General features: G+C 56.6%; 19 protein-coding genes. 11 read left to right on the top strand and 8 right to left on the bottom strand.

The window, feature by feature from the left end; all coding sequences use genetic code 11:
* Positions 1-90: 90 nt before the first annotated feature.
* From ABRP31_RS21195 to ABRP31_RS21180, 4 genes are all read right to left on the bottom strand, one after another.
* Entirely contained in the window at positions 91-1,455 is a 1,365-nt protein-coding gene (locus tag ABRP31_RS21195; protein ID WP_087264625.1) for a heavy metal sensor histidine kinase, read from the bottom strand.
* Entirely contained in the window at positions 1,445-2,134 is a 690-nt protein-coding gene (locus tag ABRP31_RS21190; RefSeq protein WP_087264624.1) for a heavy metal response regulator transcription factor, read from the bottom strand. The genes ABRP31_RS21195 and ABRP31_RS21190 overlap by 11 nt, the downstream gene beginning before the upstream one ends.
* 176 nt (positions 2,135-2,310) lie before the next feature.
* A complete protein-coding gene (locus tag ABRP31_RS21185) occupies positions 2,311-5,412 on the bottom strand; it encodes a multidrug efflux RND transporter permease subunit (RefSeq protein ID WP_349970477.1) in 3,102 nt (1,033 codons plus the stop codon).
* Complete coding sequence (locus ABRP31_RS21180; protein ID WP_349970475.1) at positions 5,409-6,569, bottom strand: efflux RND transporter periplasmic adaptor subunit; 1,161 nt, start codon at positions 6,567-6,569, stop codon at positions 5,409-5,411. The genes ABRP31_RS21185 and ABRP31_RS21180 overlap by 4 nt, the downstream gene beginning before the upstream one ends.
* A gap of 81 nt (positions 6,570-6,650) precedes the next feature.
* Here ABRP31_RS21180 and ABRP31_RS21175 point away from each other — a divergent pair, with 81 nt between their 5' ends.
* The 7 genes from ABRP31_RS21175 (at position 6,651) to ABRP31_RS21145 (ending at position 13,937) form a co-directional block, all read left to right on the top strand.
* On the top strand, positions 6,651-7,190 hold the full coding sequence (locus tag ABRP31_RS21175; RefSeq protein ID WP_349970473.1) for a hypothetical protein: 540 nt from the start codon (positions 6,651-6,653) through the stop codon (positions 7,188-7,190).
* Between the two features lie 425 nt (positions 7,191-7,615).
* Positions 7,616-8,200 (top strand): fimbrial protein, encoded by a 585-nt coding sequence (locus ABRP31_RS21170; protein ID WP_087264621.1) that lies wholly within the window; start codon positions 7,616-7,618, stop codon positions 8,198-8,200.
* Positions 8,201-8,378: 178 nt separating this feature from the next.
* Positions 8,379-9,128: a molecular chaperone gene (locus tag ABRP31_RS21165; protein ID WP_349970470.1), complete on the top strand. Its 750-nt coding sequence runs from the start codon at positions 8,379-8,381 to the stop codon at positions 9,126-9,128.
* Between the two features lie 133 nt (positions 9,129-9,261).
* Positions 9,262-11,817: a fimbria/pilus outer membrane usher protein gene (locus tag ABRP31_RS21160; RefSeq protein WP_372489460.1), complete on the top strand. Its 2,556-nt coding sequence runs from the start codon at positions 9,262-9,264 to the stop codon at positions 11,815-11,817.
* Positions 11,814-12,545 (top strand): molecular chaperone, encoded by a 732-nt coding sequence (locus tag ABRP31_RS21155; protein ID WP_349970468.1) that lies wholly within the window; start codon positions 11,814-11,816, stop codon positions 12,543-12,545. The genes ABRP31_RS21160 and ABRP31_RS21155 overlap by 4 nt, the downstream gene beginning before the upstream one ends.
* A gap of 108 nt (positions 12,546-12,653) precedes the next feature.
* Positions 12,654-13,610, top strand: a complete 957-nt coding sequence (locus ABRP31_RS21150; RefSeq protein WP_349970466.1) for a fimbrial protein — start codon at positions 12,654-12,656, stop codon at positions 13,608-13,610.
* A gap of 102 nt (positions 13,611-13,712) precedes the next feature.
* Positions 13,713-13,937, top strand: coding sequence for a hypothetical protein (locus ABRP31_RS21145; protein WP_349970487.1), 225 nt, complete (start codon positions 13,713-13,715; stop codon positions 13,935-13,937).
* A gap of 114 nt (positions 13,938-14,051) precedes the next feature.
* On the opposite strand, the gene ABRP31_RS21140 is transcribed toward ABRP31_RS21145, so the two are convergent.
* The 4 genes from ABRP31_RS21140 to ABRP31_RS21125 all read right to left on the bottom strand — a co-directional run bounded on the left by ABRP31_RS21140 (position 14,052) and on the right by ABRP31_RS21125 (position 16,677).
* Entirely contained in the window at positions 14,052-14,804 is a 753-nt protein-coding gene (locus tag ABRP31_RS21140) for a YkgJ family cysteine cluster protein (protein ID WP_087264617.1), read from the bottom strand.
* 106 nt (positions 14,805-14,910) lie between these two features.
* Positions 14,911-15,231 (bottom strand): hypothetical protein, encoded by a 321-nt coding sequence (locus ABRP31_RS21135; RefSeq protein ID WP_349970464.1) that lies wholly within the window; start codon positions 15,229-15,231, stop codon positions 14,911-14,913.
* A 43-nt stretch (positions 15,232-15,274) separates the two neighbouring features.
* Positions 15,275-15,781 carry a GNAT family N-acetyltransferase gene (locus tag ABRP31_RS21130; protein ID WP_349970462.1) on the bottom strand — a complete coding sequence of 169 codons (507 nt, stop codon included), beginning with the start codon at positions 15,779-15,781 and terminating at the stop codon, positions 15,275-15,277.
* Positions 15,778-16,677: a chemotaxis protein gene (locus ABRP31_RS21125; RefSeq protein WP_087264615.1), complete on the bottom strand. Its 900-nt coding sequence runs from the start codon at positions 16,675-16,677 to the stop codon at positions 15,778-15,780. Before ABRP31_RS21125 ends, ABRP31_RS21130 begins: the two co-directional genes overlap by 4 nt.
* A gap of 324 nt (positions 16,678-17,001) precedes the next feature.
* Between ABRP31_RS21125 and hmpA the strand changes: the two genes are divergently transcribed.
* The 4 genes from hmpA to cyoB all read left to right on the top strand — a co-directional run bounded on the left by hmpA (position 17,002) and on the right by cyoB (position 22,562).
* Positions 17,002-18,183, top strand: coding sequence for an NO-inducible flavohemoprotein (hmpA, locus tag ABRP31_RS21120; protein WP_349970459.1), 1,182 nt, complete (start codon positions 17,002-17,004; stop codon positions 18,181-18,183).
* 418 nt (positions 18,184-18,601) lie between these two features.
* Positions 18,602-19,126, top strand: coding sequence for a disulfide bond formation protein B (locus tag ABRP31_RS21115; RefSeq protein WP_087264613.1), 525 nt, complete (start codon positions 18,602-18,604; stop codon positions 19,124-19,126).
* A 454-nt stretch (positions 19,127-19,580) separates the two neighbouring features.
* Complete coding sequence (gene cyoA / locus ABRP31_RS21110) at positions 19,581-20,540, top strand: ubiquinol oxidase subunit II (protein WP_087264948.1); 960 nt, start codon at positions 19,581-19,583, stop codon at positions 20,538-20,540.
* Between the two features lie 3 nt (positions 20,541-20,543).
* Positions 20,544-22,562, top strand: a complete 2,019-nt coding sequence (gene cyoB / locus ABRP31_RS21105) for a cytochrome o ubiquinol oxidase subunit I (protein WP_087264612.1) — start codon at positions 20,544-20,546, stop codon at positions 22,560-22,562.
* Position 22,563: the final 1 nt, after the last annotated feature.

Raw genomic sequence — 22,563 nt, 5'->3', positions numbered from 1 at the left:
GTTTCTGGCGAGGAACATTTAGCGAGCATTTCCATGACCTCCCGGCTAAAGCCGATCCTGCGGAGCGGTGCTCGGAGACTGCGCCGACCATCACAACGGCAGGTTGATCCCAAAGGTATTGATACCCTCGCGGCTGTGCACGAACACGCTGCCGCCATGCATCAGGGCAATGGCTTTGACGATGGCCAGCCCAAGGCCATGGTTGCCGCCGCTGTTGGCGCGTGAGGCGTCGACCCGATAAAAACGCTCGAAGAGTTTGGGCAGGTGCTCGTTGGCAATCTGTGTGCCGGGATTGGCTACGCCGACACTGACATGATCGACCTGTTTGCTAATGTCGACGCGGATCAATTGCCCTGCTTGTGTGTGCTGCACGGCGTTGTGCAGCAGGTTGATCAGCGCTCTGCGCAAGTGAGTCTTTTCCATTGGCACAAGAGCATCACCATGGACTTCGACCCGTACCTGCGCATCCTCAAGAATAAAATCCAGATAATCCAGTGTGGTTGCCACTTCCTGAGCCAGAGAGGCGCAGGTCAGTTCCGTGACCTTGCTACCCTGGTCGGCACTGGCCAGAAACAGCATGTCGTTGATGATCGAGCGCAGCCGTTCAAGCTCTTCCAGATTCGATTGCAGTACTTCGAAGTAGTGTTCTGCCGAGCGGCCCCGGGTCAAGGCCACCTGAGTCTGGCCAATCAGGTTGGTCAACGGCGAGCGCAGTTCATGGGCGACATCTGCATTGAAGGATTCAAGCCGCGCATAGGCTTGCTCGACTCGCTCCAGTGTCGAGTTGAAGGAGGTCACGAACTGGTTCAACTCCGGCGGCAGCGGCGTCATTTGCAGGCGCCCCGAGAGGCGCGGTGGGGCGAGTTTGCGCGCCTCCAGCGAGAGACTCGTCAATGGCCGCAAACCGATACGCGCGACCCAGTAGCCCAGCATTGAAGCGAGCAGGATGCCCAGCGCCGCAAAGCCGATCAGGGCAATCATCAGCGAGTGCTGGGTTTGCAGGAATGTCTCAGTGTCGACAGCAATCAGGAAACGTAACGGAGGACGTTGTTCTTTGGCTTCGAACTGGCTGACCAACACTTTGAACGGGGATTGATGCCCGGAAATTCGCAGGTCACGCATGCCCAGCGGGCCGTTGGCGAAGCTGCGAATGTGAGGGTCCGGGTTGCCGAACTCATACACCGGATTGTCGCTGACCACCCAGAAACGCAGGCGCTTGTCCTCTTCGCTGAGCAGTCTGAGTTTGCTTTTGATCCTGCCCCAGTGCTCGACGTCACTGTGGCGGTTGACCGCGGATTCCAGCACGCTGTAGCGCGCTTCAGCCTCGGCTTCCGGCAGCAGCGCCATGCTTTTGTCGACCTGCAAATACAACGCCCAGCCAATCAACGTGAAGACCAGCAGCGCGACCAGAGCGAACAGGCCGCTCAGACGCAGGGCGATGGAGTCAGTCTTCACTGCGTTCTCCAGCACGGCTTTCCAGCACGTAGCCCATACCTCGAATGGTGTGCAGCAGTTTCTGTTCGAACGGCCCATCCAGTTTTGCCCGCAGCCGTTTGATCGCCACCTCTACGACATTGGCGTCGCTGTCGAAATTGATGTCCCAGACCATTTCGGCAATCGACGTTTTCGAAAGGATCTCTCCTTGGCGGCGGGCAAGTACGCTAAGCAACGAAAACTCTTTCGCCGTCAGGTCCAGACGCAACCCGGCGCGGGTGGCCTTGCGGCTGATCAGGTCGATCCACAGGTCGGCAATGCTGATTTGCACTGGCTCGTGACCGCTGCTGCGGCGGGTCAGGGCTTGCAGGCGAGCGACCAGTTCAAGAAATGAAAACGGCTTGCCCAGATAGTCATCGGCGCCTTCACGCAGCCCGCGAATACGGTCATCCACTTGCTCGCGGGCGGTGAGCATGATCACCGGCGTCTGCTTGCGAGCGCGCAACGTGCGCAATACGCCAAAGCCATCCAGGCCGGGCAGCATCACGTCGAGAATGATCACGTCGTAATCGCTCTCTAGCGCAAGGTGCAGCCCCTCGATGCCATCGCGGGCGAGGTCCACGGTGAAGCCTTGTTCGGTCAGGCCGCGATGCAGGTAATCGGCGGTCTTCTCTTCGTCTTCGATGATCAGGACACGCATGGGGCAGGTCTCAATGGGTAAAACATAACTGTCTCAATGCGCTGTATTGAAGCGCATCTTCCGTAGGAGCTGCCGAAGGCTGCGAAGCATTTATCCTGACATGTCGCGATCGCAGCCTTCGGCAGCTCCTACAGGTCGACAATTCGCGGCGCGATCACGTTGTGTCAGGGGAGTAATCATTTGTTCATTACCAAAGCAGGCTCAGCCTCAGCCTTGCGCTTATGAAACACCCGCTCCAGCTGAAGGTAGATCACCGGTGTGGTGAACAGCGTCAGCAACTGGCTGACCAGCAAACCGCCAACCACGGCAATCCCCAGCGGCTGACGGAGTTCGGCACCGACACCATAACCGAGCATCAAGGGCAGGGCGCCAAGCAATGCCGCCAGAGTGGTCATGATGATTGGACGGAAACGGGTGAGGCAGGCTTCGTGAATCGCGTCCAGCGCGCTCATGCCGCGATCGCGTTGCGCCTCCAGGGCGAAGTCCACCAGCAAAATACCGTTCTTCTTGACGATACCGATCAGCAGGACCACACCGATCAGGGCCATGATCGAAAAATCCTGCCCCATCAACCACAGCAGTAACAGCGCGCCGATACCGGCTGAGGGAAGAGTGGAAATAATCGTCAGTGGATGGACAAAGCTTTCATAAAGCACACCCAGGATGATGTACACCGCCACCAGCGCCGCAAGAATCAACCACGGCTGATTGGCCAGTGAACTCTGAAACGCCTGCGCCGCACCCTGGAAGTTACCGATGATCGATGCCGGCATGCCGATTTCGTTTTTGGCTTGATCGAGCATGCGCACTGCATCGCCCAAAGCCACGCCGGGTGACAGGTTGAACGACAGGTTGGCGGCGGGGAACATGCCGTCGTGGGCGATGGACAATGGCCCCATGGTCGGCGCGCCGACCTTGGCCAGCGCTGACAGCGGTACCATTTCGTTGGTCAGCGGCGATCGCAGATAGAAATACGCCAGGCTTTCGGCTTTGCCGCGCTGTTTGGCATCCAGCTCCAGAATCACTTTGTACTGATTGATTTCGGTCTGGAATTCGCTGATTTGTCGCTGGCCAAAAGCGTCGTACAGGGCCTGATCGACATCATTGGTGGTCAACCCGAAGCGCGCTGCAGCACTGCGGTCGATATTGATATGAGTGACGCTACCGCCTAGTTGCAGGTCGTTGGACAAGTCGCGGAATGCCGGGTTGGTGCGCAGTTTTTCCGTCAGGCGCTGGGTCCAGGTATTGAGCAGCGGACCGTCATTACTCTTGAGCACGTATTGATACTGACTTCGGCTCGGACCGGGACTCAGGTTGATATCTTGTCCGGCGCGCAGGTACAGCACGATGCCGGGAATCTTCGCCAGCTTCGGGCGTATCCGGTCGATGAACTCACTCACCGAAACGTCGCGCTCACCCCGGGGTTTAAGGGATATCCAGAACCGCCCGTTGGCGATGGTCTGGTTGCTACCGCTGACCCCCACCGAATGGGAGAACGCCTGGACTGCAGGATCGGCGCCGACGATTTTTGCCAGTTGCAGGTGTTTCTCCACCATGTCGGGATAGGAGATATCGGCCGCAGCCTCGCTGGTGCCAAGGGCGAATGCAGTGTCCTGGACCGGAAAGAACCCTTTCGGAATCAGCACGTAGCCAACGCCAGCCAGCACCAATGTCAGCCCGAAGATCCCGAGCATGATTCGTTGATGAGCCAGCGCCTTGTTCAATCCGCGCTCATAGAGTGCCAACAGGCGTTCGCTGAAACCCGGTTTTGCATGCGGGTCATGTTTCGGCGCGCGCATGAACAGCGCCGCCAGGGTTGGTGCCAGCGTCAGTGAAACGACAACCGAAATCAGGATGGTCGCGGTGGCGGTGAGTGCAAACTCCTTGAACAGCCGCCCGACCACACCGCCCATAAACAGCAGTGGAATGAACGCCGCAACCAGCGAGAAGCTGATCGACACCACCGTGAAACCAATTTCGCCAGAGCCCTTGATGGCCGCCTCGCGCATGCCGTCACCGGCTTCAAGGTGTCGATGGATGTTCTCCACTACCACGATCGCATCGTCCACCACGAACCCGACCGCCACCACAATCGCCACCAGCGTCAGGTTGTTCAGGCTAAACCCAAACACGTACATCATCGCGAAACTGGCAACCAGCGACACGCCCAGCACAGCGCTGACGATCAGGGTGGCCGACAGCTGGCGCAGGAACAGGGCCATCACCGCGACCACCAGCAAGATTGCGATCACCAGGGTGATTTCCACTTCGTGCAGCGAAGCGCGAATGGTTCGGGTGCGGTCGTTGAGCACCGAGACGTCTACCGAGGCCGGGAGCATTTCCAGCAAGCGCGGCAACTCGCGCTGAATGCGGTCCACGGTTTCCACGATATTGGCGCCGGGCTGGCGGAAGATCGTCACGTTGACGCCTTGCTGATCCCCCGACCAGGCCTGCACGTAAGCGTTTTCCGAGCCATTGATGACCCGCGCCACATCCTTCAGGTGTACGGGCGCGCCGTCCTTGTAAGAGACGATCAGTTGCGCGTAGTCCTGAGGCCGGAATAACTGATCGTTGGAGGCAATAGTGGACACGCTGTCCTTGCCATACAGCGCGCCTTTGGCGAGGTTGAGACTGGTCTGTTGCACCGCCACACGAATATCGGCAAGGGTCAGGCCCAATGCGGCGAGCTTCTCCGGTGCAGCCTGTACGCGAATCGCCGGACGTTGCTGGCCGGTAATGAACACCTGCCCAACACCGTCAATCTGGCTCAGTTGCCGCGCCAACAACGACTCCGTCACGTCGCTCAGTTCGGTAGGCGGCATCAGGTTGGAACTGACGCTGAGAATCAGCACCGGGCTGTCCGCCGGGTTGACCTTGCGCCAGGTCGGCAAATTGGGCATGTCAGCGGGAAGTCGGCCTGCTGCGGTATTGATCGCGGCCTGAACTTCCTGCGCGGCGGTGTCGATGCTTTTGTTGAGGGTAAATTGCAGCGTCAGGTTGGTTGAGCCCAAGGCGCTGCTGGAGGTCATTTGCGTCATGCCGGGGATGGCGCTGAATTGCACCTCCAGCGGTGTCGCCACTGACGAGGCCATGGTTTCCGGACTGGCTCCGGGCAGTTGCGCAGTGACTTGAATCGTCGGGAATTCGGCTTCAGGCAGCGGCGCCACGGGCAGCCGAGGGAAGGCAATTGCGCCCAGCAGAACCATGGCAAACGTCAGTAATAATGTGGCGACCGGATGGTCTACGCACCAGGCTGAAATCGATCCGCGGCCCTTCATCGTGTGCCGTCCAGCTCAGCCGTCTGGCTAGTCTCTGTCGTGTTACGCAGCACTTCGATTTTCGATCCCGCCTTGAGTCGTGACTGGCCGTCACTGACCAGCACGTCGCCAGCCTTGGGACCGGAGATCAGCATCAGGCTGCTGTCCTGATACAGCACCTGCACCGGAACTACCTCGACCTTGTCGCCATTGACCCGGAACGCGAAGTGTTGATCGATACCGCGCTGCACCACCTGCGGCGGCACTCGCAATGCATCGCGGTCAATTGCCGTCTGGATTTTTACCGTGACCAATTGACCTGGCCACAAGAGCTGTTTCGGATTATTGAACTCGGCCTTGGCGCGAATCGTCCCGGTGGTGGCCGAGACCTGATTGTCGATCAAGGTCAGTTTGCCGTCGCCGAGCAGGGTGCCGTTGTCGCCGTCACCGAGGAATGCTTTGACCCCCGCTGGCGTATTTGAGGCGATCAAGCCTTGCAGCGTCGGCAGCATCTGTTGCGGCAGCGAAAATTCGACTGAGACCGGATCAATCTGCGTAACGGAAAACAGGCCCTGAGCATCGCTGACACGCAGGAAGTTGCCTTCATCGACATTGCGAATCCCGACCCGACCTGTCACCGGAGAGCGAATCTGTGTGTACGACAACTGCACTTGAGCGGCGTTTATCGCTGCTTCGTTACCCATCGCAGTGGCTTTCAGTTGATGAACCGTCGCCTGCTGCTGGTCGAAAGTCTGTTTGGAGATACCGTTGTCTTCACTGAGCAGCCGGTAGCGCTTGAGATCGACCTGAGCCATGTCCAGTTGTGCTTTGCTTTGCGCCAGTTGCGCCCTGGCTTGCTCCAGCGAGGCGCGAATCGCTCGGTCATCAATGGTCGCCAGCAAATCTCCGGCTTTCACCGTTTGCCCTTCCTTGACCAGCACTTTTGTGAGGATGCCATCCACTTGCGGGCGGATGATCACGCTGTGCAGTGAAAGCACGGAACCAATCCCCGTCACAAAACGCGGTACATCTTCCTCGGTTACTTTGACGACTTTGACCGGCACCGCCGCCGGTGCGCTCACCTTGGCCGTCGCAGGACGCGTCAGGCTCCAGCTGGAAACACCGATCAGGCCGAGAATAACGGCAACGGCGAGGACGGTTCTGGTCTGTTTACGCATTCGAGAGGCGCCGGGAAGTCGGGAGAGGGAAGGTCGTGGTTGTTGGCTCCTCTCTTATACCCCCCCAACCGGGTCAGCAGAATGACGGCCGCCTGTCAGAATTGTCAGCAAGAAAAGCGCACTGCGAGCGAACGTTATCAAGAAACCCTGGCCCGCGACGATATCCATAGAAAGGAATTCGCAGAAATTTACCTGCTTGTTCCGTTTGGTTTTTGTACCAATCGAAATGTACTCAGTCGGAGCAAGCCCATGAAACGCAGCGTCTCAAATTGGAACCGTTGTTACGAAGTCGTTCATGAGGTGCGCAAGGTGGTCGCCTTGATGATTGTCGCCCCCTTATGTCTGAGTGCTTTTTCAGCCTCCGCAACTGAAGGGCGAATCAGCTTCAGCGGGCAAATTACCGAGGCAAGTTGCGCAGTGCTGCCAGCGACGGGCTCAGTCGCAGGTGCTCATACCCAACGGATCAACGTTTCGGCGCACATGTCCATCGTGGTTGATACGTCGCAAAACGCCTGTGCAGCATCAGTTATTCCATTCTCGACGCAGTACCAGCCGCTGCCAGTATCGCTGTCGACGAGTAACCGCTCAGGTGCCGGGGTTTTGACCCTGACCTATCAGTAGTCTGCGTTGCAGATAACATCAAACATGGTTTGAACACGGCTCTGTTGCAGTCAGCCAAGTTGGCTGCCCCACGACCGTGTCTGCTGCGCTATAGCACCGTGGCCTCTCAACGCAACCCCTTGGCCAAGCTGTTACTGGATGAGCAAGTGACAGGTCTGGTAGCAAAATAAGCGGCAGGTTGTAGTGGTGCTGTCATCTTTGCGTGAAGTATTGCCTGACCTTTGTAATCAGGTATTGTCGCGAGGCTGCGTATTACGTGGGCTGCAAAAAAGTTACGGTTACTCCTACAGAAAGTTCCTGCAAGTTCCATGGGTTAATCCCTGTTGTTAAAGTAATAAAGCCGACATCGATCTAAAAGATCGAACCTTAATAGTGCGTGGCGTCCGATTCAGGGCATACACGAAATAACACAAGGAATGTCGTTAATGAAAAAAATTACTTCTGTACTGGCCATTAGTGGCGCCTTGGCGTTGGGCCTTTCCAGTACCGCTAATGCTGCGAACAACGGCGTACTGAAATTTTCCGGCACGCTGACCAATATTTCCTGCAGCGTTGCGCCCGGCGCAGGTACCGGTCCAGGCACCTCGCCTGGTGACATTGCCGTTGACCTGGGCAACGTATCTTTCTCCGAAATTGGTACCTCTGGTGAAAACAAACTGGAGACTGCGACCCCTATCCAGTTGTTGGTCAACTGCACGGCGGGTGCCGATCAATACAACCTGGTGAAGATGCGCTTCAAGGCCGGTATGGGTCACGGCACAGATGACAATGACAGCAAATTGCTCCGTGTAACCGGCTCGGCAGGCGGTGTTGCCATCGGTGTGCTCAACGCTACGAATCAGCTTATGGATTTGTCCGGAAATCAAACCATCGATAAACCACTGGTCAAAGATGGCGCTGGTGGCGCGACGGCTGAGCTCAACCTCGCAGGCGTGTACATGCTCAACGGCACGTCAACCCGACCAGGTACCGCCATGGGCGACCTGCCTTTTACGCTCGATTACGAATAATGCGTCGTACGGAGCGAGTTCATCTCGCTCCGTCTCTTGGTAACGCACTCCATAAAATAGAAGGGCATGGACGATCGCAGGGCCGGTTTTAGCCGCTAACGGTTTTAATCCGGCCCTGCGAACAGTGTCTTGTGGAAGACACTGGGGCGTTCATACCAAGCACAAGGCGAATGCCAGTATGTTTCTGTTCTTACATCGCCGCATCGTGCTGTTGGCTTCACTGGTTTTGTGGCTATTGCTACTTAACACAAGCGCGCAGGCGAGCATCGTGATCAACACCACGCGCATCATCTATCCGGCCGCAGACAAGGAGGTCAGTTTCGGCGTACATAACGTCGGCAATAAAGAGATCCTTGTTCAAAGTTGGCTGGAGACAGGCACCGAGCAAACAGATCCGGACAAGTTACCGTTTGTCATCACTCCTGCAATTGCACGTTTACCCAGTGATGGCAGGCAGTTAGTGCGGATTATCTATGCGGGTATGGGCATGCCCCAGGATCGCGAGTCAGTACTCTGGCTCAACGTTCAGGAAATCCCTCAGGTTGCCGCGCAAAACACATTGCAGATCGCCATTCGGCAGCGCATGAAACTGTTCTTCCGGCCCAAGGGACTTGTGGGTGATGTCGCCGAGGCGCCCGAGCATCTGCGATGGAAGCTGCACGCGGATAATACGCTGCACGTTGAAAATCCCGGGCCATTTCACGTTTCGATGGTCAGGATTACTGCGCATCGAGGCGATAGCGAGTTGCTCGACAAGGACAGCCAGATGATCGCTCCGGGCCAACAACTGCGATTACCGTTGAAAGCGTCTGGTAATGGCGCGACGTTGAGCTTTATCAGCATTAATGACTTTGGCGGTCAGGTTGTTTATCGCGCGGGGTTGAAAACCGGCGAAGTTACACAGGCCGTCAAAGTGGAGCCACAGTAGCGGCTACCTCTCTATCGTCACCTTGTTATTTAACTATTTGAGCCACGCCACGTGCGCTGGCTCATAAGTCGTGTGTCTGCCTGAAAGGGATTCGGGCATGGCTCAAGGCCTCCAGATCGAGTGGAAACAGCTAATGGAATGGCTTTACAAAAACATTGGGGAGTTAACCCCGGGATCCATCCTGCAGTTAGCAAAGGGGGTCAAGTCCAAACCGGTAAAGGTCAGTCTGGCGTTGGGTGTTGTGCAATTGCTATCCATGCAGAGCTGGGCTGCCCAGAGCGCTCCAGTCGCTGGCGTGAAGTTCAATACCGCATTCATCCAGGGCAGCGACCAGCCCCCGGAACTGAGCGAGTTTTTACAGGCTAATACGGTATTGCCTGGCACTTACCGGGTGGACATCTATGTCAATCGGGCTCTCAGCGGCAGACGCGATATTGTGTTCGCCAACAACGCACTGTCCGGCCGCATCGAACCGTGTCTGACGCTCGAGATGCTTCAGGCTTTCGGGTTGGATCTGGATCGCCTGGGCGCTGAGCAGACGGCCCGAAACCCGCACGCGTGCTTTGATTTACCAGCGAACATCGAGTTCGCCAAGGTCGACTATCAACCCAATTCGCTGCGCCTGAACATCAGCGTGCCGCAAGCGTCCATGCAACGCAGTGCCAGAGGCTACGTACCACCCGAATTGTGGGATGAGGGCGAGGCAGTGGGGTTTGCCAATTATTCATTCAATGCTGTGCGCCGCAGTAATCAGCGTGAGAGCACCGAGCAGTATTACGTGGGGCTGCGCAATGGCCTGAACCTTGGCGTATGGCGCTTACGCAACGAGTCATCGCTCGTTTACAGCGACGGGCAGTCTTATCGCTTCAGCAGTAATCGGACCTATCTGCAACGCGATCTTGGTGCGCTGCGCAGTCAATTGACGCTTGGTGAAACCTTCACCGATTCACAAGTGTTCGACAGTGTGCGTTTTCGTGGTGTCGGGGTCAGTTCCGACGATGCCATGCTGCCCGACAGCGAGCGCAATTACACGCCGGTGATCCGGGGTACAGCCGAAACCAATGCGTCAGTGGAAATCCGGCAAAACGGCTTTTTGCTTTACAGCGGCAATGTGTCGCCGGGGCCGTTCGAGATCAGTGACATTTATCCGAGCGGCTCCAATGGTGATCTGCAAGTCACCATCATCGAGGCGGATGGCCGTCGACGTACCTTCACGCAAGCCTATGCTTCGTTACCAATCATGGTGCCTGAAGGTGCCTTTCGTTACAGCCTCGCGGCGGGGCAGGTCGACAGCGGTATGGATGACGGTGCAACGCCGACGTTTGCCAGTCTTGCCCTGATCTACGGTTTGACCGAGCACGTCACTGGTTATGGTGGCCTGCAAATGGCTGAGGATTATCAGGCAACCAATATCGGTACCGGTCTCAATACCGGGTACGGCGCACTCTCCGCCGACCTGACTCATTCCATCAGTGAGACAGGTCAACAGCGTCAGGCGGGACACAGTGTGCGCTTGCGATACGCCAACGCGCTGGATGTAACAAACACTACTTTTGCCGTTGCTGGTTATCGTTATTCCACCGAACTTTATCGATCCCTCAACGAGCATGTCGAAACGAGCCGCATGCGTTTTCGGCGTGACATGACCGGCCGTCCCAAGGACCGGATGGAGTTGACTGTTACGCAATCCTTGCCTGCGCAATTGGGCAGTCTGAGTCTGACTGCATCCGAGCAGCGGTACTGGGGCAATGATGGTAAAACCCGGCAGTTTTACCTCGCTTACAACGCCGCCTGGCGCACGCTTAGCTACAGTTTGTCGCTGGAAAATAACCGTGAGTTCGGCAATCAAGGGCAGGGTGAAAGTGACAATCGAATCGCAGTCAGCCTGACCCTGCCACTGGGTGAAAACCCAAGCTCTGCAAGACTGTCATTCAATGCTGTACGAGACAGCTCGGGTGGGTACAACGCGCAAACCGGTCTAAGTGGGCAGGTGCTGGCTAAGCGCCATGCTTTTTACTCGGTACAGGCCGGACACGACAGCAGCTCCGGCAGCTTTGGCTCTGGAAAAATCAACACCACCCTGCCGTATGGCCGCTTCGAGGCAGGCTACAGCCAGGGACGTGATTACGATGCGTTTAGCCTCGGGGCTTCGGGGTCAGTGTTGGTTCATGGCGGCGGCATCAACCTGGGGCAGTCGCTGGGCGAAACCTTTGCTTTGGTAGAAGTGCCGAAGGTCGGCGGGGCCAGGCTGTCCAGCTTCAGCAACATCGAGACAGCTGCCAATGGTTATGCGGTGCTGCCTTATGCGCAGCCCTATCGAAGTAACTGGGTCAGTCTGGATACCCGACAGCTTGGGGCGGATGTGGAGCTGGATAACGCGGTTAACCAGATCGTTCCACGCCGCGGCGCGATGCCGGTGGTGCGTTTCAAGGCTTCAACCGGGCGTCGTGTGCAGTTCGAACTTGTTCAGTCTGACGGCAGCAAAATCCCCTTGGGGGCAAGTGTTGAAACACCTGAAGGCAAGGCTTTGGGGGTAGTCGACCCGACCGGGCGGGCCCTTATCCTCAGTGAGCAGGACAGCGGCGAGTTGCGCGTCAGATGGGCCAGTCAAAGCTGTCGCGCAGCGTTCACCTTGCCAACACGTGATCCGCTACGTGCCTACGAACGCATCCGGGTAACGTGCCAATGACGAAGCTTATTTGTATCGGTCTCGCGGCCTTGCTGTGCAGTTTCAATGTGCAGGCGACAGTGTCGCTGAACGGGACTCGGTTGATCTTTGACGGTCGCTTTCCCGAGGCGAGTCTTGAGGTCGTCAATCGCAGTGATCACGAGGTGTTGATTCAAGCCTGGCTGAGTGACCCGACCAACATCGACGGCAGCCTTGAAAGCGCTGCGGTTGAACTGCCGTTCGTGCTCAGCCCGCACCTGGCGCGCCTGGACGCGCACGGCAAGCAAACGCTCAGGGTCTTGTATCAGGGGCAGGGCATGCCGCTGACCCAAGAGTCGTTGCTGCATCTGTACGTCCTGGAAATTCCACGCCGGACAGCAGGCAGCAACGCGTTGAACATTGCCATCCGCCAGCGCATCAACGTGTTCTATCGCCCGGCTGGTCTTGGCGACGATCCGGCTGCAACCGCCCATCGACTGCGCTGGACACTGGCTTCAACGTCGTTACGCGTGAATAACCCGACCCCCTATCATGCCGCTCTTCAGGATGTGCGGGTGGGTGGAGCGGTTGCCAGCGATTATCTGATGCTGGCACCCGGCGCCAGTCATGAGATGCCGGTTCCCGTTGCTGCGGGCGCTCGGAGTCTGTCGTTCAGGGCGCTGAACGATTATGGCGGGGCAGATGTTTACTGCGCTGCGGGCAATAGCAACGGCTTTGACAACACTGAACATCGGCAAAAGGACTGCTGAACGATGAATACCTCTCTACGAGTTGCACGCAATTTTCTGAACGTTAGTGCCTTATGCCGAGGATATGTTGTAGCGAGGCTTGCCCCCTCCCGCAGGGTTTTCTGGCTCATGATGTTTTTACTGACCCCCGCCACTGGCTTCGCAATGGTGTGCAAAACCCAAGGGGCAGGCGAAACGGTGATACGTGCGAATCTGGACAGCAGCGTGGCCATCCCGGCGAGTGCTCCCGATGGCGAGATCGTCTGGCGTTCAGAACGGCAAGATCTTCAGGTCGAATGCATCAAGGACGGCGCGCAGTCTGGGGCGGAAGAGATTTTCCTTATCGTCAATCCGGACAATTTGAACGTCGGTCAGGGTATTCGGGCTGGCGTGACCCTCTCTGGGGTTGATTATCAGCAGAGCAGCGGGCGAATCAGCACGGGCCATTATTTGCCTGCGTGTCTTGAAGGAAGTGGGGATATCGGTGCCTGCCCCACGGCCAGATTCAACCTCGCGTTTTCCGTCTTCATTCAGAAGTCTGGTCCAACCCCTCACTCAGGTGTTGCCAGTGATTTGCTCGATTACAGAGTGTTCCAGCTCGACGGCGCCAGAGGGGCAAATCCATTGCCGGGTCAGAGCCTTGACTATCGGATCAATAACCTCAACGGCCTGCGTTTTGTGGCCTGTGATGCACAGTTGCAGGTCGTGCCGGAAAGTATTGAGTTCGGCAACGTCGGCATTCAGAACGTCGCAGTGGGCAGGGTGATCGAGCGTCGGCCTTTTTCACTTGTTACCCGACGCAGCTGTGATTCGCCGTTCAGTCTGGGCGCACGTTTCAGACCCGTCAGTGGCAGTCTTTCGGGCAGCTATCTGATTCCTGCCGCCAATGACGGTGTCGGTATCCGCATTCTGAGCGCTCGTGATGATGCGGTGTTGAAGTACAACGAACCCTTTCATCTGGCTGATTTGCTCAACGACGTTCAGGCCGCCAGCGTCGACTTCAATGCCGAACTCGTCTGGCAGAAGAACAGCCCTAAAGCCGGGCCGTTCGCGGCCGAAGTCATGGTTGACCTGTTCTACAAATAGGCTCAGCCGATAAGAGGTTTGGGGCAGTGCAGGCGGCGGGCAAACGATTCAGGTATGCTGCGCGGCCTTTCGATGACTGATTGCCATTTTCTGGAGCTTTTCATGACTTCTACTGACTCAACATCGGCTCCTGAAACCGTCGTCGCCGAGGATTCGGCCACTGACAAAAAAGCCGCCATCCCCGCGTTCAGCTTTCCTTTCAAGCCAGCCGATTTTGCGCAGGCGAAAAAAGATGATCCCTGGTATCAGAAGTCGAACAAGCACGGGCACAACAAAATCCCAGGCGCTGCGCCGCACGGCACCCGCAAGTCGATGGGCAAACGCTAAGCAATGATAGGGATTGTGTAGGCGCTGCCGAAGGCCGCGATCAGGTTTCCTGATTTACCGCCCTTGGCAGCTCTTGCAGGTCTTTCATTGACGCAAGCGTTCCTCCTGTAACTCTCAACTCGCCTGAAGCGGTATGAACATGTAGCCCGCAGGCTCGCCAGTGGCCAGTTGAGCACCCGCAAGATTGAGTGTTTCGATAACCGTGTCGCCGGCCACGTGAAAGGTCCAGCCGTTATTGACCGGCGCTACGTCGGTGCCGTCCACCAGATCCATGACCGCGGTTGCAAAAGCTTCCATATCCGGTAAGTACGCCACAAAGCCGTTGCCTTTCAGCGCCGTGGCACTGATCCCCAGTCGCTGGCAAATCGCCTCTTTGGCTGCTATGTCCTCCCGGTCAGCCTGACGAGACTGTTCAATCAGGCGGCCGAGTTCACTGTCGGCCAATTGGCCGCCGACGATCAAATCCGGTCCTTGCTCCCATGATTCAGGCGGACAGTCCTTGGCTTCCGGGCGCAGTGGAATGTGCGGGTTAATTTCCATCGGGTAGATCCTGCAGACCAGAGGTCTGCGGTCATAGATGCGGCAGAGCTTGTCAGCGTCAAGATTCCGGCAAGGCCCGACGTTATAAGCGGCGAAGGTGATCGCCACCTGTGCCTGGGTTGAACCACTCTGGACGGGTGTCGAGCGACGCGTGGCGTGTCCCAGTTGGGCCTCTGGTACGCCATACCCATTTGTCAGAAACGCCTCGGTCAGGATGATCAGCGAACCGCCGTCGGCCGCCCACTGCAAGGCTTCCCCGAGAGTGAGAGGCACGTGGTGGTCGGTGCAGCAACGGCCGCAGCCGACGCAGGAAAATCGGGTATTCATTGCGATAAGGGTCCGTCTTGACAGGCGCCGGACGCAGCAGAGAGCAGGCCTGCTTGCGCGACTGAGACGGTGTTCGAAGCAAATTGTGAGCCAGCGGCCAGCGCTGCTACTTTTTCAACGTGGCGGGTAGCTCGGTCCATTCACTGACCGTGGCTTTTTTACTCTGCCGGTTGTAAAGGCACAATTCCGCGCCTGGCTGATTTTTCATGTGCGGCTGTGGATAACGGCCTCGGAGCATCAGCGCTTCATAGCCGACGTTGTCGTCGAACCCGGTCTTGCCGACAGCACGTACTTCCTTGAGCTGGCTGGCTTTCATACAGCTGTCGATCACCGCCTTGTCCAGGGCTTTCCAGGCATCTGGGCTGGAAGCGTTGGCCTGGCTGGCAAGTGCCGCCGAGGCCATCAGCAGGAAGGTGGATGCTTTCATCGTCGTTCTCCATGGGCATCGATTGATGCTGGAGTATGCCAGATCAAACCTGATCGGTTTCCAGGCGCTGGACGTACCGCATGTTTGCTTTCTCGTACAGGCAGCGAGCGGCGAGGTTGTTCTCCATGACCTTGAGGTCTGCCCAACCTTCGCCCCGTTGGCGGAAAATGTGGAAAACATGGTCGAGCAACTGCAGCGCCAGACCCTGGTTTCTGGCGCGGGGGTGTATCACCAGGTCTTTGATAAAGGCGCTCGTCCAACCCTGAATCAGGCCGACCATGCCCTGATCGTCCCAAAGGGCGAAGCACAGAGCCGGATCGTATTCAGGATCTGTCTGCCAATTACTCACCCAATCGGAGTAATCAGGCAGATGGATATCATCGGCGTAACCCTGCTGCAACAAGGCATAAGCCTCTGGCGCGTCTTCAAGGGTGAACGCCGTGAGGCGGATATGACCTGGCCACGTCTGTGCCGGGACCAGGTTGTCCAGGTCGCGGCGCATCAGCCAGCAATGCCGGTCTGAACCGCCGAGGCGGTCCATTACGTTCATGCGCCCTGGGCCTGAACCGCTCGCGCGGCGACAATCAGGCAGCGGGTCAACTCGGGTGAAGAGAACTTGGTCAGTACCGCGTTGGCACCTGCTATCTTGGCTTTTTCACTGTTCATGGCACTGTCCAGCGACGTGTGCAGCAGGATGTACAAGTCTTGAAAATCAGGCGTCTCGCGCAGTGTTCGGGTCAGCGCATAACCGTCCATCTCAGACATTTCGATGTCCGAAACCACCACGTTGATCTGCGCCGGAGAACCTTGTAGTTCAAGCAATACGTCAATGGCTTCCTTGGCACTGCGTGCTGTATGGCAATCCAGACCGAGATTGCGCAGGGTGAGCAGCGATTGCTGCAACGCCACCTGGCTGTCATCGACCACCAGAATTCGCGTCGCCGCCAGTAGCTCGGCTTCCTCCATGGTCAGTTCGTCCGGCTGCGCAACGATCTGCGCCGGTGCGATGCCATGGATGACTTTTTCGATGTCCAGCACTTGTACCAGTGTGCCGTCGACCTGAGTCACGCCGGTAATGAACGATCGACCATTGGCGCCAAAGGGTGGTGGGCGGATGTCGGTTGTCAGGCAATGGACAATCTTGCTTACGGCCTGAACGTGCAGACCTTGTTTCGACCGGCTTACATCAGTGACGATCAGGCAGCCGCCGTCCGGGTCGACCAAAGGTTTTTCGCCAATGGCCCGACTCAGGTCGATGACTGACAATGAGGCGCCTCGCAGTGTGGCAACGCCTTTGACGTGTGGGTGCGATTCGGGAAGTCGCGTGAGGGCAGGGCAGGGGATGATCTCGCTGACCTTGAGCAGGTTGATAGCCATCAACTTACCGCTGCGTAATGTGAACAGCAGCAGAGAAAGTGAATCTGCTCGGACGTTCTTGGTGGACATATGAACCTTCTGGCAATAAGTGTTTTGCCGCAGTAAGCAGCAAACAGCCTTCTCTGGAGAGGTTATCGACCCGGCACTGGCGCTCTTGAGGTTTTTTGTGCGCGAGCCGGGCTTTCCCTGACCAGTCGAAAGGTCGATAGGGGGCTGGATGACATTTACGACGCCGAGTCATTAAGACTCTTTGTAGTCGTAATGACCACGAAATCAGCTGTGTCTATTTGACTATGGTTTCGTAAATCGCTGATTTTGCTGGTTTTTAATTCTGGCACGGTTTCTGAAATGGCCTAGGTACATTCTACAAAGCCTGTGTGCCTGGAGTACATCATGTTAAGCGCCTCGGATCGTGCCATCGTTAAAGCCACCGTGCCACTGTTGGAAAGTGGTGGTGAGACACTGACTACTCACTTTTACAAAAAAATGCTCAACGAGTACCCGCAAGTCAGGCCGCTGTTCAATCCTGCACACCAGGCCAGTGGCGATCAGCCCAGAGCATTGGCCAATGGTTTGCTGATGTACGCTCGACACATCGACCAGCTTGAGCAGCTGGGAGACTTACTGGCGAAAATCATCAACAAGCATGTGGCCCTGCAAATTCTCCCCGAGCACTATCCGATTGTAGGCAGTTGCTTGCTGAGCGCTATCTCAGAGGTGCTCGGTGACGAAATTGCGACCGACGAAGTATTGCAGGCCTGGGGACGTGCGTATCAGCAACTCGCCGACGTGCTGATCGGTGCCGAGAGCGCCATCTACGAGCAAAAAGCTCAGGCCCCTGGCGGCTGGCGCGGTACTCGGGAATTCAAGCTGGTGGCTAAAGTCGCCGAAACCTCGGAGATCACGTCGTTCTACCTGCAGCCAGCAGACGGCGGAAAGTTGCTGGACTTCGCCCCGGGCCAGTACATCGGTCTGCAATTACAGATTGGCAACGAGGAGATGCGCCGCAATTACTCGTTGTCGGCAGTGGCGGGTGATAACCAATACCGGATCAGCGTGAAGCGCGAGCCCCATGGCAAGGTGTCGAACTATCTGCATGATCAGTTTCAGGTAGGCGACAGTCTGCAGCTGTTCCCGCCATCGGGCGAGTTCACCCTGACCGCCAGTGACAAGCCACTGGTGCTGATCAGTGGCGGAGTGGGCATTACGCCAACTCTGGCGATGCTCGACGCGGCGCTTGCAACATCGCGCCCGATACATTTCATCCACTGCGCCCGCAATGGCGGCGTACATGCGTTCCGTGACTGGGTCGATGGCCTGGTGGTTCGGCATCCGCAGCTCAAACGTTTCTATTGCTATGCCGAAGATGACGGTGTCAGCCCCGCCGGTGACGCGGTCGGCCTTCTTGATCAGGCACGTCTGGAGCAGTGGCTGCCCAAGGAGCGGGATCTGGATGTGTATTTCCTTGGCCCTAAATCCTTCATGCAGGTCGTCAAGCGCCAGCTCAAGGCGGCCGGAGTTCCGGAGAAGCAAAGCCGCTTCGAGTTTTTCGGTCCGGCCTCTGCCCTTGAGTGAGGTGCGACAAATAGCCGCGCCCTTCTATATATAGAAGAGATTGCCAGCCATGCCTCTCGAGAGGTGCTGCCGCGTAGCGGCCAACATGTAGTTCTTTGCATGGAAATTCATTTTCTGTAGGCGCTGCGGAGTCATTGACTCTGGAAGCTGACGGCCTGCGACAAATAGCCGCATCCTTCTATATATAGAAGGATGCGGTTTTTTGCGTGGGGTGCATTGGCTCTGGCGCTGAATCATCGAGACAAACACCACCCGGCCGCCAAATATGGCCATATGGCGGCTACAGGCTTGAGTTGTCCCTCATGGGCCACGATTATCGCGAGCGATCAGGGCGCTGTGCCTTTACAATCCGGTGTCTGCCCTTAGGGGGCGTAGTGATCGAACGGTCCGAATGGACATCCTTTCGAAAGGTATGTGAATGAGCGACAACATGTTGTACCTAAAACGCGAAAAGCGCTTCCTGGTCCTGCTGGGCGTTATCTGCCTGGCGTTGATAGGCGGAGCGCTGTACATGCAGATCGTACTGGGCGAGGCACCGTGCCCGCTGTGTATCCTGCAACGTTATGCATTGCTGTTCATCGCAATATTCGCTTTCATCGGCGCTGCCATGCCTGGCCGTCGCAGTATCACTGCGCTTGAAACGCTGGTCGTGCTGAGTGCGGTTGGCGGGATCGTTGCGGCTGGCCGCCACGTCTACATCCTCTCGCATCCTACCGAAAGCTGTGGCATCGACGTCCTGCAACCGATCGTCGACGGCCTGCCATTGGCCTCGATGTTCCCGATCGGATTTCAGGTAAGCGGCTTTTGCACGACCCCTTATCCGCCAGTCCTCGGATTGTCCCTCGCACAGTGGGCCCTGGTCGCGTTCGTATTGACCGTTGTGCTGGTGCCGATCGGGATCATCCGCAACCGTCGCAAGTACCGCGGACTACAGGGCTTGTGATGAAAAAATGCCCCTACAAAAAGGGGCATTTTTTGTGAAAAATTCGTGAGCTATTTCGCGATTTTTACAGATCCTGATACAAACTGTTGCTAAAAAAAACATAGTCATTAAATTTCTAGATATCTACAATCCCCGCACTTGCCGCGCAGGGTCATCCCGCGATGAGCATTTTCGAGGTCAAAAAGCGCCTTTTGCGCAGGCTGTGCCGGTAGCGCCAGTCGGTCTCTGAAAGCACCATGAATGTCCGCACCAAAGGGAATTGGCCCGTTTCCGGGCTTGATGCCATGCATTCGAATAAGAAATTAAAGATAAATATGGATTTGTCGTTACGCTTTGCATGCGTCGTGACAGGCTTTGTTCAATCCAAAAAATATGCCAACACAGGCAGGTTTCGGTGTTGGCGTTCGAAAACCAATTGCACCCGCAAGCTGCTTTTGCTTTTAGAGGTCGTGAGATGAGTAAAAAAAGGTACCCCAGGTTTTTTGGCTTCTTGGCCCTTTTCAGCATGCTTTTGCTCAGTGGTTGCGAGGGCGTGCCTCTGCTCGATCCTAAAGGGCAAATAGGGCTCGACGAGCGCAACCTGATTATCACTGCAACGCTGTTGATGTTGATCGTGGTAATCCCGGTGATTTTCCTGACGATCATTTTCGCCTGGAAATACCGCGCTTCGAACAAGGCTGCTACCTACACGCCTGACTGGTCGCACTCCACCAAGATCGAAGCCGCCGTCTGGGGCATCCCGATGGTGCTGCTGCTGGTCCTCTTCTACATCACCTACAAGTCCACCCACGCGCTGGACCCGTATCGTCCGATTGAATCCGACGTACCGCCGGTCACCATCGAAGTGATTTCGCTGGACTGGAAATGGGTGTTCATCTATCCGGAACAGGGCATCGCTACGGTCAACAAGATCGTCTTCCCTGCCAACACTCCGGTTAATTTCAAGATTACTTCCGATTCGGTGATGAACTCGTTCTTCATTCCGGGTCTGGGCGGCCAGGTTTACGCCATGGCTGGCATGCTGACCAAGCTGCACCTGATCGCTAACGAGAACCACGAGTTCAACGGTATCTCCGCCAACTACAGTGGCGCAGGTTTCACCGGTATGAAGTTCAAGGCGATCGCAACCTCCAAGGCTGATTTCGACGCCTGGGTCAGCGAAGTCAAGAGTTCACCTAAAAAGCTTGAAGCTTCGGAATACGCTGCTTTGCTCAAACCGAGCGAGCGTAACCCGGTCGAGCTGTTCTCCGAGGTCACCCCGAACCTGTTCCAGACCGTCATCGACAAGTATGAAGGCATGAAACCAGGCAAGAAAAACCCTCACGAGCAGGAAGGTACTGCTGAAGAGTCGGCTCAAGCCGGTCAGGTCGGGATGGACATGGGTAAGCATGTAGCTGCTGGGGCAGAGGAGTAAACGATGTTTGGTAAATTAAGTCTGGACGCGATCCCGTATCACGAGCCAATAGTCATGATCACCCTCGCGATGATCGCGCTGGGTGGCATTGCGTTGGTCGCGGCGATCAGCTATTTCAAAAAGTGGACCTACTTGTGGACCGAATGGCTAACGTCAGTCGACCACAAGAAGATCGGTGTGATGTACATCATCGTTGCCATGGTCATGCTGTTGCGCGGTTTCGCCGACGCCGTGATGATGCGTACCCAGCTGGCTTTGGCCCAGAACGGCTCGGAAGGCTATCTGCCGCCTGAGCACTATGACCAGATCTTCACCGCTCACGGTGTGATCATGATCATCTTCATGGCGATGCCATTCTTCACCGGCCTGATGAACATCGTCGTGCCGTTGCAGATCGGTGCCCGTGACGTTGCCTTCCCGTTCCTGAACTCCCTGAGCTTCTGGCTCCTGGTGTCCGGCGTACTGTTGGTCAATATCTCCCTGGGTGTCGGCGAGTTCGCCAAAACCGGTTGGGTTGCTTACCCGCCTCTGTCCGGTCTGGCTTACAGTCCTGGAGTGGGGGTCGACTACTATATCTGGGCGCTACAGCTATCCGGACTCGGGACAACGCTCACGGGTGTCAACTTCCTCGTCACCGTGCTGAAAATGCGCGCGCCTGGCATGAAGTTGATGGAAATGCCGATTTTCACCTGGACCTGCACCTGGGCAAACGTTCTGATCGTGGCTTCGTTCCCGATCCTGACCGCTACCCTGGCAGCGCTGACGCTTGACCGTTACCTGGACTTCCACATTTTCACGAACGAGTTGGGCGGTAACCCAATGATGTACGTGAACCTGTTCTGGGCATGGGGTCACCCTGAGGTATACATCCTGGTACTGCCGGCGTTCGGTGTGTTCTCGGAAGTCATCTCTACCTTTACCGGCAAGCGCCTGTTCGGCCACAAGTCGATGATCTACGCCAGCGGCGGGATCTGCGTGCTGGGCTTCATGGTATGGCTGCACCACTTCTTCACCATGGGTTCCGGTGCCAGCGTTAACGCCTTCTTCGGTCTGGCGACAATGTTGATTGCGCTACCGACGGGTGTGAAGCTCTTCAACTGGCTGTTCACCATTTACCAGGGTCGTCTGCGCTTCACCGCGCCAGTACTCTGGACCCTGGGCTTCATGATCACCTTCTCGATCGGCGGTATGACCGGCGTTCTGTTGGCGATCCCTGGTGCTGACTTCGTACTGCACAACAGCCTGTTCGTAATCGCTCACTTCCACAACGTCATCATCGGCGGTGCGGTATTCGGTTACATTGCTGGCTTCGCGTTCTGGTTCCCTAAAGCGTTCGGCTTCAAGCTGAATGAAACATGGGGCAAGTCTGCGTTCTACTGCTGGTTCTTCGGTTTCTTCATTGCGTTCATGCCGCTGTACTTCCTGGGCTTCCTGGGTATGACTCGTCGTCTGAACACCACTGATAACCCGGCCTGGAACCTGTACCTGGACATCGCCTGGGTTGGTGCAATGGTGATTGCCGTTGGTATCGCATGCCAGCTCATCCAGATCTTCGTCAGTATCCGTGACCGCAACAAGCCAGAGAATCGTGATCTGACTGGCGACCCATGGAATGGCCACACTCTGGAATGGTCGACTTCTTCGCCACCACCGTTCTACAACTTCGCTGAACTGCCTAAAGCAGACGATCTTGATGCTTTCACTGCAGCCAAGCGCAACGGCACTGCTTACAGCGTACCGGCTCACTATTCGGCTATTCACATGCCGAACAACACTGCGACCGGTCTGGTGATGGGTCTGCTGTTGACGGTGTTCGGTTTTGCCATGATCTGGCACATCTGGTGGTTGGCTATCGCCAGCCTGGCGGCGACGGTTGTTTCGTTCGTCATCCACGCCGCACGTGACGATCAAGGCTACATGGTGCCCGCTGAAGAAGTGGCGCGTATCGAAGGTGAGCAGCACAAGGTCCTCGTGGCTCAGGGTGCATACACTCCTGGCAAATCCACACTGGAACAGGTTTAAA

The organism is Pseudomonas caspiana (assembly GCF_040224095.2).
Lineage (GTDB): Bacteria > Pseudomonadota > Gammaproteobacteria > Pseudomonadales > Pseudomonadaceae > Aquipseudomonas > Aquipseudomonas caspiana.
Note: the sequence above shows the minus strand (reverse complement) of the source record. Positions and strands in the feature narration are given on the sequence as shown.

What these genes read in the sequence shown, in the direction of transcription:
- ABRP31_RS21190 (WP_087264624.1), bottom strand. Translation starts at nt 2,134, where the DNA reads ATGCGTGTCCTGATCATCGAAGACGAAGAGAAGACCGCCGATTACCTG.
- ABRP31_RS21185 (WP_349970477.1), bottom strand. Translation starts at nt 5,412, where the DNA reads ATGAAGGGCCGCGGATCGATTTCAGCCTGGTGCGTAGACCATCCGGTC.
- ABRP31_RS21180 (WP_349970475.1), bottom strand. Translation starts at nt 6,569, where the DNA reads ATGCGTAAACAGACCAGAACCGTCCTCGCCGTTGCCGTTATTCTCGGC.
- ABRP31_RS21175 (WP_349970473.1), top strand. Translation starts at nt 6,651, where the DNA reads ATGACGGCCGCCTGTCAGAATTGTCAGCAAGAAAAGCGCACTGCGAGC.
- ABRP31_RS21170 (WP_087264621.1), top strand. Translation starts at nt 7,616, where the DNA reads ATGAAAAAAATTACTTCTGTACTGGCCATTAGTGGCGCCTTGGCGTTG.
- ABRP31_RS21165 (WP_349970470.1), top strand. Translation starts at nt 8,379, where the DNA reads ATGTTTCTGTTCTTACATCGCCGCATCGTGCTGTTGGCTTCACTGGTT.
- ABRP31_RS21160 (WP_372489460.1), top strand. Translation starts at nt 9,262, where the DNA reads ATGGAATGGCTTTACAAAAACATTGGGGAGTTAACCCCGGGATCCATC.
- ABRP31_RS21155 (WP_349970468.1), top strand. Translation starts at nt 11,814, where the DNA reads ATGACGAAGCTTATTTGTATCGGTCTCGCGGCCTTGCTGTGCAGTTTC.
- ABRP31_RS21150 (WP_349970466.1), top strand. Translation starts at nt 12,654, where the DNA reads ATGATGTTTTTACTGACCCCCGCCACTGGCTTCGCAATGGTGTGCAAA.
- ABRP31_RS21145 (WP_349970487.1), top strand. Translation starts at nt 13,713, where the DNA reads ATGACTTCTACTGACTCAACATCGGCTCCTGAAACCGTCGTCGCCGAG.
- ABRP31_RS21140 (WP_087264617.1), bottom strand. Translation starts at nt 14,804, where the DNA reads ATGAATACCCGATTTTCCTGCGTCGGCTGCGGCCGTTGCTGCACCGAC.
- ABRP31_RS21135 (WP_349970464.1), bottom strand. Translation starts at nt 15,231, where the DNA reads ATGAAAGCATCCACCTTCCTGCTGATGGCCTCGGCGGCACTTGCCAGC.
- ABRP31_RS21130 (WP_349970462.1), bottom strand. Translation starts at nt 15,781, where the DNA reads ATGAACGTAATGGACCGCCTCGGCGGTTCAGACCGGCATTGCTGGCTG.
- ABRP31_RS21125 (WP_087264615.1), bottom strand. Translation starts at nt 16,677, where the DNA reads ATGTCCACCAAGAACGTCCGAGCAGATTCACTTTCTCTGCTGCTGTTC.
- hmpA (WP_349970459.1), top strand. Translation starts at nt 17,002, where the DNA reads ATGTTAAGCGCCTCGGATCGTGCCATCGTTAAAGCCACCGTGCCACTG.
- ABRP31_RS21115 (WP_087264613.1), top strand. Translation starts at nt 18,602, where the DNA reads ATGAGCGACAACATGTTGTACCTAAAACGCGAAAAGCGCTTCCTGGTC.
- cyoA (WP_087264948.1), top strand. Translation starts at nt 19,581, where the DNA reads ATGAGTAAAAAAAGGTACCCCAGGTTTTTTGGCTTCTTGGCCCTTTTC.
- cyoB (WP_087264612.1), top strand. Translation starts at nt 20,544, where the DNA reads ATGTTTGGTAAATTAAGTCTGGACGCGATCCCGTATCACGAGCCAATA.